Origin of the sequence: Hwanghaeella sp., from assembly GCF_965227365.1 — a bacterium.
Lineage (GTDB): Bacteria > Pseudomonadota > Alphaproteobacteria > UBA8366 > Aestuariispiraceae > Hwanghaeella.
In genome coordinates this window covers 4,706,738-4,721,931 of sequence record NZ_OZ245754.1, presented here as the reverse complement: position 1 = coordinate 4,721,931, position 15,194 = coordinate 4,706,738, and the positions used below count along the sequence as shown (strand labels likewise).

The window sequence follows — 15,194 nt, the reverse complement described above, 5'->3', positions numbered from 1 at the left end:
GGGTGTCGATGTTTTATCCACACAGACGCCTGGGCAAGTCCTGTGTGCAAGCCTTTGCTGAATGGGGCCAGGGTCGTAAACGAGGGAAATCCCCAAATGCCTTATTTCAGAGGCTGCCTGGGGTCTTCAATTTTGGAGGATCAAATGAAAAAGACGCTTCTCGCCACGTCGGCGCTGATCGGTGCGTCCGTTCTGGCTGCTGGTGCTGCCAATGCGGGTGAAGCTCCGGTCGTCAGCTTCTCCGGCGCTCTGTCCTATGAATACATCTTCGTTGACAACGACACCCGTGGTGTCAACGGCACCGACGGTCATGTCCTGACCGCCAACGAACAGCAGTCCGAACTGGTCTGGGACGCCCGCGGCACCGCGGATAACGGCCTGGAATACGGCGCCAACATCCAGTGGCGTGCGATGGGCGTCGATGCCGGTACCGGCGCGTTCGACGAAGCCTATCTCGACTTCCGTGGTTCCTGGGGTCGTCTGTTCGTCGGTTCCGAAGACGGTGTCGACGGTCTGATCATTCCGGACGCCAACGGCATCCAGGTCGGTACCTGGGGTACGGACGGTAACGGTGCGAACCGCGCTGAAAACACCATGAACAACATTGGTGTGAACACCGGTTCCGGTTACTACCACGATCCGGCTCACTACACCGGTGACTCCGCTAAGATCGGTTACCTGACCCCGTCCTTCGGCGGTTTCCAGGCCGGTGTTAGCTTCGCGCCGGATCCGAACGACGACACCCGTTCCGATTTCGCGGAAGACGGTTCGTCCAACGGTGTTGAACTCGCCGCTGCTTACAATGGCGACTTCGACGGTATCGGCTTCGGCATCGGTGCGTCCTACGGTTTCGCTGAAGCGAACCAGACGGGCACCAGCCTGAACGGTCTGGAAGACATCGAGTCATGGCGCATTGGTGCCAGCGTTTCTGTCGCTGGTTTCTCCTTCGCTGCTGACTACCTGGACAACGGCGACAGCTCCTGCGCCGCCAACAGCGCCACCTGCGACGCGGGTGACGGTTGGTCCGTCGGTGCTGCTTACAGCTTCGGTCCGGCTGCGGTCTCCGCTTCCTGGCAGACGTTTGAAGAAAACGACGGCGCGAACGACATCGAACTCGACGTCTTCCACGCCGGTGTGAACTACCAGGTTGCCGAAGGTCTGTCGGCTCGCATCAACGGCTATCACCTGTCGGGTGATACGTCGGCCGCCACTGGCTCCGAAGACTCTTCGGTGGTCATCGTCGGTACGCGCGTGACCTTCTAATATCGTCGACTTTCGACGTTAGGCAGGGGCCGTCCATTTGGGCGGCCCCTGTTTTTTTTGGGGCGGCAAACCGCCCTCGTCTTTCGTCTTTCTCTTACCCCGCATTCTTGCTAGGGAAAGGATCGCATCCGCTTGGCATCCGCCGCGCTAGTGCTCGCCGTGTGGGAACCCTCCACGTAGAAAAATGAAGGAAGATGACGGTGCGTCGCCTTGGTATTTTAGTTTTGGCTTTGGCAGTTCTGGCCGGTTGCGGACTTGCTTCCGGGCCGTCCAACGAGATTCCGGACCAACAGGAACGCGACCGTAGGTCGGAAGGCAGCATCTTCGGGGAAGACGGCATCACGTTCGGGCTCGGTGGCAAGACCGGCGAAGGTGGCGGCGGCAGCGGCCTTGGCGTCAATGGTTTCCTGTGGCGCGCCTCTCTTGATACGATTTCCTTCTTTCCGCTCAGCCAGGCCGATCCCTTCGGCGGGGTGATCATCACCGACTGGTATACACCGCCGGAAACCCCGAATTCGCGCTTCAAGCTTAACGTTTTCATTCTTGGCCGGCAGCTACGCGCCGACGGCTTGCGGGTCAGCGTTTTCCAACAGGAGCGGCGGCAGAACAGCCCCGTCTGGGAAGACGTTCCGGTCTCTAATGATACGGTTCGGTCGCTCGAAAACGCGATCCTGGCGAAGGCCCGCGAATTGCGCGTTGCCGCAATCGCGCAGCCGGAATAAATCGAACACCGCCTTAAGAACATCCGTTCGGCGCGATCCGCCGGCCGGTCTTGGAATATGGGAAACTTCTGATGAGCGAAGGAACCAGCCGCTATAACTTCCTGGAAGTCGAGGAAAAGTGGCGAAAGGTCTGGCAGGACGACAAGTCTTTCGAACCGAGCGCCGATCACTCGCTGCCGAAGTATTACGTGCTGGAGATGTTTCCCTATCCGTCCGGCCGTATCCATATGGGCCATGTTCGGAACTATACCCTGGGCGATGTCGTCGCCCGCTATCGGCGCGCCCGGGGTTTCAATGTGCTGCACCCGATGGGCTGGGACTCCTTCGGTCTGCCGGCGGAGAACGCCGCGATCGAGAACAAGGTGCATCCGGCGAAATGGACCCGCGAGAACATCGCCACGATGAAGGCGCAGCTGATGACGCTGGGCCTGTCGCTGGACTGGAGCCGCGAGATCTCCACCTGCGAGCCGGAATACTACAAGCACGAACAGAAGATGTTCACCGACTTCATGCGGGCCGGGCTGGCCTATCGCAAGGAGTCCTGGGTGAACTGGGATCCGGTCGAAAACACGGTGCTGGCGAACGAACAGGTGATCGACGGCCGTGGATGGCGGTCCGGCGCCCTGGTCGAAAAACGCAAGCTGTCACAATGGTTTCTGAAAATCACCGCTTTCGCGGATGAATTGCTGGACGCGATCCAGGGCCTGGAGCGGTGGCCGGACAAGGTCCGCACCATGCAGACCAACTGGATCAATCGATCCGAAGGCGCGCATGTCGATTTCAGGCTGGTCGGGCGGGAGGACAGCCTGCGGGTTTTCACCACGCGGCCGGACACCCTGTACGGCGCTTCCTTCTGCGCACTCGCGGCCAACCATCCGCTGATCGCCGAACAGGCGGAAAACAATCCGGACCTGGCGGAATTCGTGGCCGAATGCAATCGCATGGGGACCAGCGAAGAGGCCATCGAAAAGGCCGAGAAAAAAGGTTTCGATACCGGACTGAAAGTCGCGCACCCGCTGGATCCGTCCTGGGAGTTGCCGGTCTATGCCGCCAATTTCGTTCTTATGGAATACGGTACGGGCGCAATTTTCGGCTGTCCGGGCCATGATCAGCGCGATCTGGATTTCGCCCGCAAATACGATCTTCCGGTCACGCCGGTGGTTCTTCCCAAGGGGGCCGATCCGGCGAGTTTCAGCATCGGTGACGAGGCCTATACCGGCGACGGCACGATCTTCAATTCCGACTTCCTCGACGGGTTGGGTGTGGACGACGCGAAGTCACGGGTCATCGAGCGTCTGGGCGAACTCGGCACCGGCGAAGGCACGGTGACCTATCGTCTCCGCGACTGGGGTGTATCGCGCCAGCGCTACTGGGGCTGTCCCGTTCCGGTCATTCATTGCGAAAGCTGCGGGGCCGTGCCCGTTCCGGAGGCGGATCTGCCTGTTGCCCTGCCCGAAGACGTCGATTTTGATGCACCCGGCAATCCGCTGGACCGCCACCCGACCTGGAAACACACCACCTGCCCTTCCTGTGGGAAAGATGCCCGTCGCGAGACGGACACATTCGACACCTTCTTCGAATCCTCCTGGTATTTCGCGCGGTTCTGCGATCCCAAGAACGAGGGCGAGGCGTTCAGTCGCGAAAGCGTCGATTACTGGCTGCCGGTTGATCAATATGTCGGTGGGATCGAGCATGCGGTGCTCCATCTGCTTTATTCCCGGTTTTTCGTCCGCGCCCTGTCCGAATGCGGCTATCTGAACCTGGACGAACCCTTCGATGGGTTGTTCACCCAAGGCATGGTCTGTCACGAGACATATCGCTCCGCCGACGGCAAGTGGCTGTCTCCTGTAGAAATCGACCGCCAGGGCGCCGAAAAAGCCTTCCTTCTCGGTACCGATACGCCGGTGAAGATCGGTCGTTCGGAGAAAATGAGCAAATCCCGCAAGAACGTGGTCGATCCCGAAAACATCGTGAAGACCTATGGCGCGGATACCGCCCGGTTGTTCATGCTGTCGGACAGTCCGCCGGATCGTGACCTTGAATGGACCGAAGCCGGCGTTGAAGGCGCTTGGCGGTTCCTCAACCGCGTCTGGCGGCAGGTGCAGGACGCGATCGGGACGGGACTGCCCGGCAAGGACGCACCGGTTCCCGGGGGGTTCTCATCCGCCGGCGATGCGCTTCGCCGCGCGGCACACAAGGCATTGGACGGCGCCACTGGTGATTTGGAACGGTTTCATTTCAACCGCGCCGTGGCTCGGATTCGCGAACTATCCAATGCGGTCTCCGAGTTCTCACCCGCGGATGACAGCGATCGCTGGGTTCTTCGTGAATCGATCGAGATACTGGTCCAACTTCTCGGCCCGATGACCCCGCACTTGGCGGAAGAGTTGTGGGCCACCTTGAGTCATGACACCCTCATGGCGCGAAATGACTGGCCGGTTGCCGATCCGTCCCTGGTTGTCGACGACATGGTGACCCTGGCTGTTCAGGTGAACGGTAAAATGCGCGCAAAGGTGGAAGTGGAGCGTGACGCGGCGGAGGACACGGCCCGTGCTGCCGCCCTCGCCCACGAGAATGTTCAACGCGCCATGGATGGCAAGGAACCTCGGAAAATTATCGTCGTTCCCAACCGGATCGTGAATATCGTGGTGTAGAATGAACAGACGACAGGCCCTTTCCGGATTAACAGCGGCGGCGGCGGTTTCGCTTCTGGGCGCCTGTGGCTTTCGTCCCCTCTATGGCGGATCGTCGGATTCGTCCTTCATCCGGGATAATCCTTTGAAGGGCGTCTCGATTGATCTGATCGAAAACCGCGAAGGTCAAATTCTACGAAACTTCCTGATCGATCGGTTCCAGCCCGATGGCACGAAACGTTACAGATTGACCACCGATCTGGACATTAGCGAACAGGATCTCGGCTTGGCGTTCGATGCCACGACAACCCGCTCCCGGGTTGTCGTCAACGCTGCCTTTAGCCTGCAATATCAAGGTGGTACATACGAATTCGTCAGTCGTTCAGCCGGTAGCTACAGCACCGTTCTATCGGATTACGGCACCTTGGTGGCGCGGCAGGACGCAACCGAGAGAAGCCTTCGCGAAATTGCCGATGACGCCAAGGTCAGACTGGTCGCCTTTTTGACCAAATTGGAGTCGGGTTAAGCGCGGATGCGTGTCCAACCCAGAAATGTCGAAGGGTTCCTGAAAAATCCCGATGCCGGTATTCGGTGCGTGTTGATTTACGGCTCCGATCAAACTCTCGTGTCCGAGCGGGCCAAGGCTTTGACCAATGCCTTGGGTATTCCACCAGGCGATCCGTTCAGGACCGATGACTTCTCGGCGGATCAAATTGTCGGGGACAAAGCCATGTTGGCCGATGCGGCCGCGGCGCAATCTCTGGATCAAGGCTCGCGTCTCGTTCGCGTCACTGACGCGACCGATCGCATTACACCCGTTATAGCAGAATTTCTCGAATCCCTGCCCGGCGAAGCTATGGTGATTTTGGAGGCCAAGGAGCTCAGTCGAACCCGCAGCAGCCTGGTGAAATTGCTTGAGGGGGCCGGCGCCGGCGCGTCCATTGCCTGTTACGACGACACCGACCGTGATCGGGAGGCCGTCTTTGCGGAGATGTTTCGTGAAGCCGGTATACGCGTCGACAATGATGCATTGGACTGGCTTGCTGCAACATTGGACGCAAACCGCGGAATATCCCGGCGGGAAATTGAGAAACTGTGCCTGTTTGTAGGCCAAGGCGGACATTTAACGCTCGATTTGGTCCTTCAGGCCGCCGCGGAAGCCGGAGGCGCAGCCATGGATTCCCTGATCTTCGCAGCGTGCGGCGGCGATGTGGCGCAACTGGAAAAATGGCTGGACCGTGCGGCGATGGAGGATCTCAGCCCCGTCGCCATGGTTCGGGCCTTGATCGGGCATTTCTTTAAGCTGTTGGAGCTCCAGACGGCGACGAAGAACGGGCTTGGGGTCGACGCGGCGATCAAGAGCATGCGGCCGCCGGTCTTTTTCAAGAATGTCGAACCGATGAAGCGGCAACACCGCTTATGGCCCGAGAAATCGATCAAGGATCAATTGACCGCCTTGGCCGGTCTCGAGGCCGAGTTGAAATCGACCGGTAGTCCGGACCGCCTGCTCTGCGAGCGCCATTTCTATCAGGTCGCCATCCTGGCCCGCCGGCGGGGCCAGGCACGCTGACCGGGTCCGCCCCGTTATGCATGGAGGGGCGGTCCAGTCATTACGTATCAGAAACAGGGCTAAGTGTGCTTATGGCTCCGCTGATTATTCGGCGTTCAGCCGTTCCAGCAACCCGTCTAGTTGATCCAGGCTCTTGTAGTGAATGGTGACAGACCCGGTTTCGCCGGCGCCCTTCAACTCCACCTTCAATCCCAGATGATCCGTCAGACTTTTTTCCAGGGCCACCGTATCGGCGTCTCTCTGGTCGATGGCTTTTGCGATTTTGCTGACTGCGTTATCGACCGTGCCTTGTTTGGCATTCTGCGCCAGTTTTTCGGTTTGCCGGACAGAAAGTTCCTTCTTGACCACGATATGGGCCAGGTCCTCCGCATTCGGCGCACCCAACAAAGCCCGCGCGTGACCTGCGGTCAGCAGGCCGTCATCGACCATGCTCTTCACTTCCTCCGGAAGAGACAACAAGCGGAGCATGTTTGCGATGTGACTGCGGCTCTTACCGACGGCATTCGCAAGGGCTTCCTGGGTGTGGGAGAATTCATCGATAAGGCGCTGATACCCTTCCGCTTCCTCCAACGGGGTCAGATCCTCGCGATGAATGTTTTCAACGAGAGCAATCTCTAGTGTGTCGCGGTCGGAGAGGTCCTTGATGAGGACAGGGACCTCATGCAGCTTCGCTCTTTGTGCTGCGCGCCAGCGACGCTCACCGGCGACGATCTCATAGTAATTCACTTCCGTCGGGTGGGGCCGGACCAGGATGGGCTGGAGGATGCCCTTCTCCCGGACCGACTCCACCAAACCGTCGATGGCCGCATCGTCGAACCGCTTGCGTGGCTGCTTCGGATTGGCCGTGATGAATTCGATCGGCACCGTCTTGCCCGCCCGCGATGTCGGTTCCGTGGATTCCGGCTCCGTTGCCGGTGCCTCGTCATCGCCCAGCAAGGCCGACAGACCGCGTCCCAAACCCTTGCGCCGTGTATCTTCCGCTGCAGCCATCATGCCGTTCCAACCTCTGCCATCGGTGTCTGTTCCCGGCGCAGCACTTCGCTCGCCAGATTGATATAAGCCTTAGAACCGCGGCAATGCATGTCATACACCAGCACGGGAATGCCGTAGGACGGCGCTTCGGAGACACGGACATTGCGCGGAATGACCGTCTCATAGACCTTTTCGCCGAAATGCTCGCGCACATCGGACGCGACCATGTCGGACAGGTTGTTACGCTTGTCGTACATTGTCAGGACGACACCCTGAATGGTCAGCGCCGGGTTGAATGCCTTCTTCACCCGTTCGATCGTGCGCATCAAAAGGCTAAGACCTTCAAGGGCATAGAACTCACATTGCAGCGGCACGAGAATTGAATCCGCCGCGCAGAGGGCGTTCAGTGTCAACAGCTGCAGCGACGGCGGACAATCGATCAAAACGTAATCGTAATGTCTGCTCATCCGCCGGATTGCGTCTTTCAGGCGGAACTCCCGACGGTCCAGATCGATCAACTCAATTTCCGCTCCCGCGAGATCAATGGAGGACGGCACCACATCAAGACGCGGGACGACGGAAGAAATCGTCGCTTCCTCGATCGGCTTTCTATCGATGATCACGTCATAGGTCGAAACCGTGCGCGCCTTGCGGTCGATCCCGAGCCCTGTACTGGCGTTGCCCTGGGCATCGATATCGATGATCAGGACCTTCTTGTCACAAGCCGCCAAAGCGGTGGCGAGATTGATCGCCGTGGTCGTCTTACCAACCCCGCCCTTCTGGTTTGCGATCGCGATGATGCGCGGACGATCGGAGTCGCCGGCTAGGGAAGCCAATCCCACTTGAGACGGCGCATTAAGAACAACGTCATTTTCGATCTCTGACACGGCGGAAAGCCTCCACTTTTAAGATGCAGCCTGAAGAATCTGAGAGACTGCGGCTTTGCGTGGATTCTATATGCCATGACTTCTTTGAATCCGTCAATTCGGTTTGAAGCGTATTTCCCTTTAAAAAGAGCGCGATTCCATCTTTTTTTAACAGCCTTTCGGCGTATTCCAGAAGCTTTTCAACCGGTGCCAGCGCACGTGCCGTGACAACATCGACCGCTAACCCTTGCAATGACTCAATTCTTTGCTGATGCACGGTGATGGGCCGTTTCATTGCGCGCGCCCCTTCACGCAGAAAGACTGCTTTTCGTGTGTCAGATTCAATCAGATGGATTTCCAAGTCTGTCATTGCCGCCAGGACCAGGCCTGGAAAGCCCGCCCCACTCCCGAGATCCGCTAGACTGTGCGCGGACGGCGGAATGAAATGCGCGAGCTGTCCGGAATCGAGAAAATGTCGGCGCCACATATCATCCAAGGTCGTCTTGGAAACAAGATTGATCCGTTCGTTCCACTTAACCAGATGCTCTGCCAGCACCTTGAACCGTTCCGCTGTTTCACGTGAAACAGCCAAATCGGCTACACAATCGTCCAGTGTATAGGAAGACACGATTCTCACTCCGGCGGCGCCGGCCCTCTGTACATGATGGCTATGGATAACGCGGGATGGAAGGTGGCAAAAGAGAAAGTTGCTCGACCGGAGGAGCACGCGGAACTACGCCGCCGTCTTCCTCTTTTTAACATGCCGCAACAAGGCAACAACGGCGGCGGGTGTCACGCCTTGAATACGGGCCGCGGACCCAATCGTTTCCGGCGCGCTCGCAATGAGTTTTTGCCGGACTTCATTGGACAGCCCCCCAATGGCGCTATAGTCCAAGTCAACGGGAAGGACCAAGTTCTCGTCACGACGATAGGCGGAAATCTCCGCCTCTTGGCGTGCAAGATATCCATTGTAGGAAGCATCGACGGCCAAGCGGTCGCGAATTTCTTCAGGAATCATCCGAACGGACGGCCAGATTTCTTCCAACACCGACCAATCCGTCACACGCTGTGCCAATAGATCGAACGCAGAGCGTCTGACACCATCCTGCTTAACTTTAACACCGCGACGATTCAATTCCGTCGGGGACACGGCATTACCTTGCAGAATTTCACGCGCGGCGGCCAAAGAAGACTTCCGCGCCTTCCAGTACGCGGTGCGCTCTGATCCGACGGCCCCTACGGCCATGGCCAGATCGGTAAGCCTTTCGTCCGCATTGTCGGCACGCAACCGTAATCGAAATTCTGCCCGCGAGGTGAACATTCTGTATGGCTCATCAGCCCCGCGGGTGACCAAATCGTCAATCAGGACACCGATATACGCGTCCGCCCGGTCGGGAAGAAACAGTTTCTCGGACCCACCGGCACTCAAAGCCGCGTTCAGACCGGCAATCAACCCTTGGGCCGCCGCCTCTTCATAGCCTGTCGTCCCATTGATCTGACCGGCAAAATACAAACCAGAAATCTTCTTGGTTTCCAGGCTGTGACGAAGTTCCCGGGGATCGACATAATCATACTCGATCGCATATCCAGGCCGGATCATCACCGCCCGTTCCAACCCGGGGATGGTTTTCAGCAGCGCGGATTGTGCATGCGCCGGCAAGGAGGTCGATATCCCGTTCGGATAGACCGTATCGTCATCAAGACCCTCCGGCTCCAGAAAAATCTGATGCCGGTCACGATCCGCAAACCGCACAACCTTGTCTTCGATTGAGGGACAGTAACGGGGGCCAATCCCCTCAATCTTGCCGGAATACATCGCAGATTCGTGGATATGATCCCGGATAACCTGGTGGCTATCCGGGTTCGTATATGTGATCCCACAGGCAATCTGTGGCACCGTGATTTTGTCCGTCAGGGACGAGAACGGTTCCGGCACGGGATCCGCATACTGTTTATCCAGGCCATCCCAATCGATGGTTTTTCCATCCAACCGGGCCGGTGTCCCCGTCTTCAACCGGCCGAGGCGAAAGCCGAAACGAGCCAGTGTCTCTGACAGTCCATAGGAAGCCTCATCACCCACCCGGCCGGCCGGTCTCGTTTCCTGGCCAATATGAATAACGCCGCGCAGGAACGTGCCGGTCGTCAATACAACCTTGGCCGCCGTCAACTCGGTACCGTCCGCCAGCACAACCCCGGAAATGGCCCTGCCTGTATTATCAAGGCGCAGATCTTCCACCGCACCCTGAACAATTTCGAGGTTGGCTTGATCAGATAAAGCCGTCTTCATCGCAGCCTTATACAAAGCCCGGTCGGCTTGAGAGCGCGGTCCCTGGACCGCCGGTCCTTTGCTCTTGTTCAATACCCTGAACTGGATGCCGGCCCGGTCGATGACCCGGCCCATAATCCCATCCAAGGCATCAATTTCGCGGACCAGATGCCCTTTCCCCAATCCGCCAATGGCAGGGTTGCAGGACATTTCACCTATTGTCTCGATCTTGTGGGTTACCAACGCGGTTTTCGCGCCAGCGCGTGCGGACGCAGCCGCGGCTTCACAGCCCGCGTGTCCGCCGCCCACGACGATAACGTCCCATGTCTTGTCCGGTGAAAACATGGCGCGGAATGTAGAGTTGCCTTGTTCTGAAATCAAGGAATATCGCGGGTTTCAGGCCCCTCGAATTCTGTTTGACTCTAACAGGTCAAGTATTCGCCAAAGAGAAGTGTTTCACGTGAAACACTGTGAAGTATTCAACTTGATGGCCCGCGTTTTTTACTCACTGTTGACTCGACTTCCGCGCAGTATGACTCGCCATTGACTCAAAAGGCGAACATGTCAGGCGATGAGAACTCACTGTCAGTGTTTCACGTGAAACACTCGCCTATTTGCCGATACAGAAATCCCGAAAGATCCGGTCCAGCAGGTCCTCCACATCAACTTTTCCAATGATACGACCCAGCACCGCGACTGCGGCACGAAGATGCTCCGCCAGCAGCACAGAATCTTTTTCCTGTAGGACTTCTTCCAACCGGACCGTCGCCTCCGTGATAGCTTCGCGATGGCGTGCCCGGGTCAAAACCGGGGCTTCGCTCTGTAACGCCAAGGAACGGACCCGGGTCGTCAATTCCTGTTCCAACTCCGGGATACCCTCCCCGGTCTTGGCAGAGATGCAGATGCCCGCCGGTCTCTCCCCGGTCGACAAATCCATTTTATTCCAGACAACCAGGGGGTCACCGCCATGGGTCTCCGGGGTCGGCAAAGCATCCGGTTCTCCATACTCCCCCATCACCAGAACGATATCCGCTTCCGCGGCAGCGGCCAGACTGCGCCGAATCCCTTCCTGTTCGATGACATCCTCGGACGCACGCAGGCCCGCGGTGTCTGTCACGATCACCGCCTGCCCACCCAGATTGAGGTGTATGTCCACCCGGTCGCGGGTTGTGCCCGCGATGTCGGAAACGATTGCCGCTTCCCGTCGCGCCAATGCATTCAGCAAACTTGATTTCCCGACATTCGGCGCCCCGATGATGGCGACACGGACCCCGTTGCGAACAATTTCCCCGCGACGGCCGTCATCCAGATGGGCCTGCATTTCATGGAGAATGCCCGTCATGGAGTCACGATCCAGACCCGTGTCCTCCTCGTCGACATCTCCTTCATCGGAAAAGTCCAAACCGAGTTCTATCAGGGCCAATTGGTCAGCCAACCGCTTCTGCCAGCCCTCATACAGTGCGCTTAAGCTACCCTTCAATTGTCGCAGGGCCTGAACCCGTTGCGCTTCGGTTTCAGCTTCGATCAGGTCAACAAGGCCTTCAGCCTCGACCAGGTCGATCTTTCCATTCCAAAAGGCACGGCGGGTAAACTCCCCGGGCTGGGCCAGACGAAACCCCTTACACGCGGATAGAATATCCTGAACCGCATCGATGATAGCCGGTCCGCCGTGCAGGTGCAGTTCGATGATGTCCTCGCCCGTAAAACTGTTCGGACCGGGAAAAAACAGGATCAGGGCATCATCCACCGGAACCCCATCCTTCTTCCGCCTCAACACCGTCCGGGTCGCGACCCGGGGTTTCGGCAAAGACGTCACTTGGAACGCCGTCAGACAGTCAACCGCGGCGGGGCCCGACACCCGGATGACGGCCACCCCCCCTCTGCCGGCTGGGGTCGACAATGCGTAGATAGTCTCTTTTGACCCGTCCAACATCTAGTAATCCTTGTTCAATGAACCGCAAGTTATCCGGTTCACTGCGTAAGCAGAACGGCTTTTCATAAACCGTTTCGATCCGGTTCCAGTCCTGTCGACAACCGCCGGCAGGTGCGAGGGAATCTGCGCCCGCGGGTCATCGGCATTTTTCTGTCGCCTCTGTTTTCGCCTGTCCATCTTTGCCCTACAAGAGCATAAGAACTGCTCCATATCATCATTCTATCCGGCCTGTTCAACAGGCTGATTTCAACATTGGGACCGGTTGCACAGAGACGGCACCGGCGCCCGTTAACGGGAGGGTTGCACATGGCAAAAGTCGTTCGGATTCACAGCACCGGCGGACCGGAAGTTCTCACCTATGAAGACGTCGATGTCGGCGCGCCGGGGGCCGGAGAAATCCGTGTTGCGCATGAGGCCTGCGGCCTGAACTTCATCGACACCTACCACCGCAGCGGTCTGTATCCCCTGCCCCTGCCCTCGCCCATCGGCCTCGAAGCCGCCGGCACAGTCACGGAAATCGGTGACGGCGTGACCGATCTGAAGGTCGGGGACCGCATTGCCTACGGTACGGGGCCGATCGGCTCCTATGCGACGGAACGGGTCATGCCCGCCGCGAAAGTCGTGAAAATTCCCGAGGGGATCGAGACGAACCAGGCCGCCGGTATGATGCTCAAAGGCATGACAGTGGAATACCTGATCCGCCGGACCTTTACCGTGAAGCCCGGCGATACGGTGCTTTTCCACGCCGCAGCCGGCGGTGTCGGCCTGATTGCCTGTCAGTGGCTGAAGCAGATCGGCGCCACCATCATCGGCACCACCGGTTCCGAGGAAAAAGCGGAACTGGCCAAAGCGCATGGATGCGATCACGTGATCCTGTATCGCGATGAAGATGTCGTGTCGAAGGTCAAGGAACTGACGGACGGCAAAGGTGTTCCCGTCGTCTATGATTCCGTCGGCAAGGACACCTGGGAAATGTCCCTGGATTGCCTGCAGCCGCGCGGCACGATGGTGACATTCGGCAATGCGTCCGGTCCGGTGGACAATGTGAATATCGGTATCCTGGCCGCCAAGGGCTCTCTCTACGTCACCCGGCCGACACTGATGACCTATACGGCATCCCGTGAGGATCTGGTTGAATCCGCGACCGCCCTGTTCGATGCCGTCAGCAAGGGCGTGAAGATCGAGGTCAACCAGTCCTACGCCCTGGCCGATGTCCAGAAGGCTCATACCGACCTGGAAGCCCGGAAAACGACCGGTTCGACCATTCTAATTCCGTAAGATCCCTATTTGCACCGGTGAACGGCCGCAAAACCCGGCCTCGCCGGCAGCGAAAATTTCGGGGACGTCTCCAAGGGACGTCCCCTTTTCTTTGCACGCTCGCCGGATCTGAGCTGGATTCGTATGCAGTTTTCGACGGCGAGAAGGAGGACGACTCTGTCAACCGGGATTGACTCAGCCACCCGAAAAGAAAAACCGCCCCGGCCGATAACGACCAAGGGCGGTTCGAAACCACGATGATGAGGCAGGAGGCCTCTACTGGTTCATAGAATCGAAGAAATCGTTGTTGTTCTTCGTCTCTTTCAACTTGTCGAGCAGGAACTCCATCGCGTCGGTAACGCCCATCGGCATAAGGATCCGACGCAGCACCCACATCTTGCTGAGAACGCCCTTGTCGACCAGCAATTCTTCCTTCCGGGTACCGGACTTGGTGATATCGATCGCCGGGAAGGTGCGCTTGTCGCTGAGCTTGCGGTCCAGGATGATTTCCGAGTTACCCGTGCCCTTGAACTCTTCGAAGATGACCTCGTCCATGCGGCTGCCGGTATCGATCAGCGCCGTGGAGATGATCGTCAACGATCCGCCTTCTTCGATATTACGCGCCGCACCGAAGAAACGCTTCGGCCGCTGCAGCGCATTGGCGTCGACACCGCCCGTCAGCACCTTACCGGACGAGGGAACGACCGTGTTATAGGCGCGCGCCAGTCGGGTGATGGAATCCAGAAGAATGACGACGTCGCGCTTGTGCTCAACCAGGCGCTTGGCCTTTTCGATCACCATCTCGGCGACCTGAACGTGACGATTGGCGGGTTCGTCGAAGGTGGAACTGACCACCTCGCCGTTCACCGACCGCTGCATGTCGGTCACTTCTTCCGGCCGTTCGTCAATCAGCAGCACGAGCAGATAGACTTCCGGATGGTTCGACGAAATGGCATGCGCGATATGCTGCATCATCATCGTCTTACCGGTACGCGGCGGGGCGACCACAAGCGCACGCTGGCCTTTCCCGAGCGGAGAGATCAAATCGATCACGCGGGTCGACAGGTCCTTGGACTTACCGTCATTGCCCTCGATCTCGAGCTTCAGCTTCTCATCCGGATAGAGCGGCGTGAGGTTATCGAAATTGATCCGATGGCGAACCTTGTCCGGCTCATCGAAATTGACGTTATTCACCTTCAGAAGCGCGAAGTACCGCTCGCCGTCCTTGGGCGCGCGGATCTGGCCTTCCACCGTATCGCCGGTGCGCAGGCCGAAACGGCGGATCTGACTGGGACTGACATAAATGTCGTCGGGGCCCGCGAGATAGTTCGCTTCCGGCGAGCGCAGGAACCCGAACCCGTCCTGCAGCACTTCCAGCACGCCTTCGCCATAAATCGCCACATCATTGTTCGCCAACTGTTTGAGACAGGCGAACATGAGTTCCTGTTTGCGCAGGGTGGAGGCGTTTTCGATCTCCAGCTCCTCCGCGAAGCTGAGCAATTCGGGCGGTGTTTTTTGCTTAAGTTCTTTGAGATGCATGTTTTCTAGCCTGGGGGCGTGGTCGAACGGATACGAGGGAGAGTGATGGGGCTGGCGTCACGCGTTGGCCGGAATCAGAGGCGACGCGGATTCGTTGCCCGGACCTTGGAACGGTCCGATTGGAGTCATCGTTAGTTAGTCAATACTCACACGGCTGTCAAATGGCGAATTTG

At 58.2% G+C, this 15,194-nt stretch carries 12 protein-coding genes; 6 read left to right on the top strand and 6 right to left on the bottom strand.

Annotation, left to right across the window (positions count from 1 at the left end):
* Nucleotides 1–144 precede the first annotated feature (144 nt).
* The 5 genes from ACQK2G_RS21620 (at nucleotide 145) to holA (ending at nucleotide 6,188) form a co-directional block, all read left to right on the top strand.
* Nucleotides 145–1,263 carry a porin gene (locus ACQK2G_RS21620; RefSeq protein WP_425407110.1) on the top strand — a complete coding sequence of 373 codons (1,119 nt, stop codon included), beginning with the start codon at nucleotides 145–147 and terminating at the stop codon, nucleotides 1,261–1,263.
* Nucleotides 1,264–1,457: 194 nt separating this feature from the next.
* Complete coding sequence (locus ACQK2G_RS21615; RefSeq protein ID WP_425407109.1) at nucleotides 1,458–1,985, top strand: DUF3576 domain-containing protein; 528 nt, start codon at nucleotides 1,458–1,460, stop codon at nucleotides 1,983–1,985.
* A 71-nt stretch (nucleotides 1,986–2,056) separates the two neighbouring features.
* Nucleotides 2,057–4,639 carry a leucine--tRNA ligase gene (gene leuS / locus ACQK2G_RS21610; RefSeq protein WP_425407108.1) on the top strand — a complete coding sequence of 861 codons (2,583 nt, stop codon included), beginning with the start codon at nucleotides 2,057–2,059 and terminating at the stop codon, nucleotides 4,637–4,639.
* Nucleotide 4,640: 1 nt separating this feature from the next.
* Nucleotides 4,641–5,144 carry an LPS assembly lipoprotein LptE gene (lptE, locus tag ACQK2G_RS21605; RefSeq protein ID WP_425407107.1) on the top strand — a complete coding sequence of 168 codons (504 nt, stop codon included), beginning with the start codon at nucleotides 4,641–4,643 and terminating at the stop codon, nucleotides 5,142–5,144.
* A 6-nt stretch (nucleotides 5,145–5,150) separates the two neighbouring features.
* Entirely contained in the window at nucleotides 5,151–6,188 is a 1,038-nt protein-coding gene (holA, locus tag ACQK2G_RS21600) for a DNA polymerase III subunit delta (protein ID WP_425407106.1), read from the top strand.
* Between the two features lie 84 nt (nucleotides 6,189–6,272).
* Here the strand turns inward: holA and ACQK2G_RS21595 are convergent, their stop codons facing one another.
* The 5 genes from ACQK2G_RS21595 to mnmE all read right to left on the bottom strand — a co-directional run bounded on the left by ACQK2G_RS21595 (nucleotide 6,273) and on the right by mnmE (nucleotide 12,225).
* Nucleotides 6,273–7,178, bottom strand: coding sequence for a ParB/RepB/Spo0J family partition protein (locus tag ACQK2G_RS21595; RefSeq protein WP_425407105.1), 906 nt, complete (start codon nucleotides 7,176–7,178; stop codon nucleotides 6,273–6,275).
* Complete coding sequence (locus tag ACQK2G_RS21590; RefSeq protein ID WP_425407686.1) at nucleotides 7,178–8,002, bottom strand: ParA family protein; 825 nt, start codon at nucleotides 8,000–8,002, stop codon at nucleotides 7,178–7,180. Before ACQK2G_RS21590 ends, ACQK2G_RS21595 begins: the two co-directional genes overlap by 1 nt.
* A gap of 25 nt (nucleotides 8,003–8,027) precedes the next feature.
* Complete coding sequence (rsmG, locus tag ACQK2G_RS21585; RefSeq protein WP_425407104.1) at nucleotides 8,028–8,654, bottom strand: 16S rRNA (guanine(527)-N(7))-methyltransferase RsmG; 627 nt, start codon at nucleotides 8,652–8,654, stop codon at nucleotides 8,028–8,030.
* 105 nt (nucleotides 8,655–8,759) lie between these two features.
* Nucleotides 8,760–10,637 (bottom strand): tRNA uridine-5-carboxymethylaminomethyl(34) synthesis enzyme MnmG, encoded by a 1,878-nt coding sequence (mnmG, locus tag ACQK2G_RS21580; protein ID WP_425407685.1) that lies wholly within the window; start codon nucleotides 10,635–10,637, stop codon nucleotides 8,760–8,762.
* Nucleotides 10,638–10,902: 265 nt separating this feature from the next.
* Nucleotides 10,903–12,225, bottom strand: a complete 1,323-nt coding sequence (mnmE, locus tag ACQK2G_RS21575; RefSeq protein WP_425407103.1) for a tRNA uridine-5-carboxymethylaminomethyl(34) synthesis GTPase MnmE — start codon at nucleotides 12,223–12,225, stop codon at nucleotides 10,903–10,905.
* A gap of 306 nt (nucleotides 12,226–12,531) precedes the next feature.
* On the opposite strand from mnmE, the gene ACQK2G_RS21570 reads away from it, so the two are divergent.
* Nucleotides 12,532–13,503 carry a quinone oxidoreductase family protein gene (locus ACQK2G_RS21570; protein ID WP_425407102.1) on the top strand — a complete coding sequence of 324 codons (972 nt, stop codon included), beginning with the start codon at nucleotides 12,532–12,534 and terminating at the stop codon, nucleotides 13,501–13,503.
* 255 nt (nucleotides 13,504–13,758) lie between these two features.
* Here ACQK2G_RS21570 and rho read toward each other — a convergent pair whose 3' ends face one another.
* Nucleotides 13,759–15,021, bottom strand: a complete 1,263-nt coding sequence (gene rho / locus ACQK2G_RS21565) for a transcription termination factor Rho (RefSeq protein WP_425407101.1) — start codon at nucleotides 15,019–15,021, stop codon at nucleotides 13,759–13,761.
* Nucleotides 15,022–15,194: the final 173 nt, after the last annotated feature.

What these genes read in the sequence shown, in the direction of transcription:
- mnmG (WP_425407685.1), bottom strand. Translation starts at nt 10,637, where the DNA reads ATGTTTTCACCGGACAAGACATGGGACGTTATCGTCGTGGGCGGCGGA.
- mnmE (WP_425407103.1), bottom strand. Translation starts at nt 12,225, where the DNA reads ATGTTGGACGGGTCAAAAGAGACTATCTACGCATTGTCGACCCCAGCC.
- ACQK2G_RS21615 (WP_425407109.1), top strand. Translation starts at nt 1,458, where the DNA reads ATGACGGTGCGTCGCCTTGGTATTTTAGTTTTGGCTTTGGCAGTTCTG.
- rho (WP_425407101.1), bottom strand. Translation starts at nt 15,021, where the DNA reads ATGCATCTCAAAGAACTTAAGCAAAAAACACCGCCCGAATTGCTCAGC.
- ACQK2G_RS21570 (WP_425407102.1), top strand. Translation starts at nt 12,532, where the DNA reads ATGGCAAAAGTCGTTCGGATTCACAGCACCGGCGGACCGGAAGTTCTC.
- holA (WP_425407106.1), top strand. Translation starts at nt 5,151, where the DNA reads ATGCGTGTCCAACCCAGAAATGTCGAAGGGTTCCTGAAAAATCCCGAT.
- leuS (WP_425407108.1), top strand. Translation starts at nt 2,057, where the DNA reads ATGAGCGAAGGAACCAGCCGCTATAACTTCCTGGAAGTCGAGGAAAAG.
- ACQK2G_RS21620 (WP_425407110.1), top strand. Translation starts at nt 145, where the DNA reads ATGAAAAAGACGCTTCTCGCCACGTCGGCGCTGATCGGTGCGTCCGTT.
- lptE (WP_425407107.1), top strand. Translation starts at nt 4,641, where the DNA reads ATGAACAGACGACAGGCCCTTTCCGGATTAACAGCGGCGGCGGCGGTT.
- ACQK2G_RS21595 (WP_425407105.1), bottom strand. Translation starts at nt 7,178, where the DNA reads ATGGCTGCAGCGGAAGATACACGGCGCAAGGGTTTGGGACGCGGTCTG.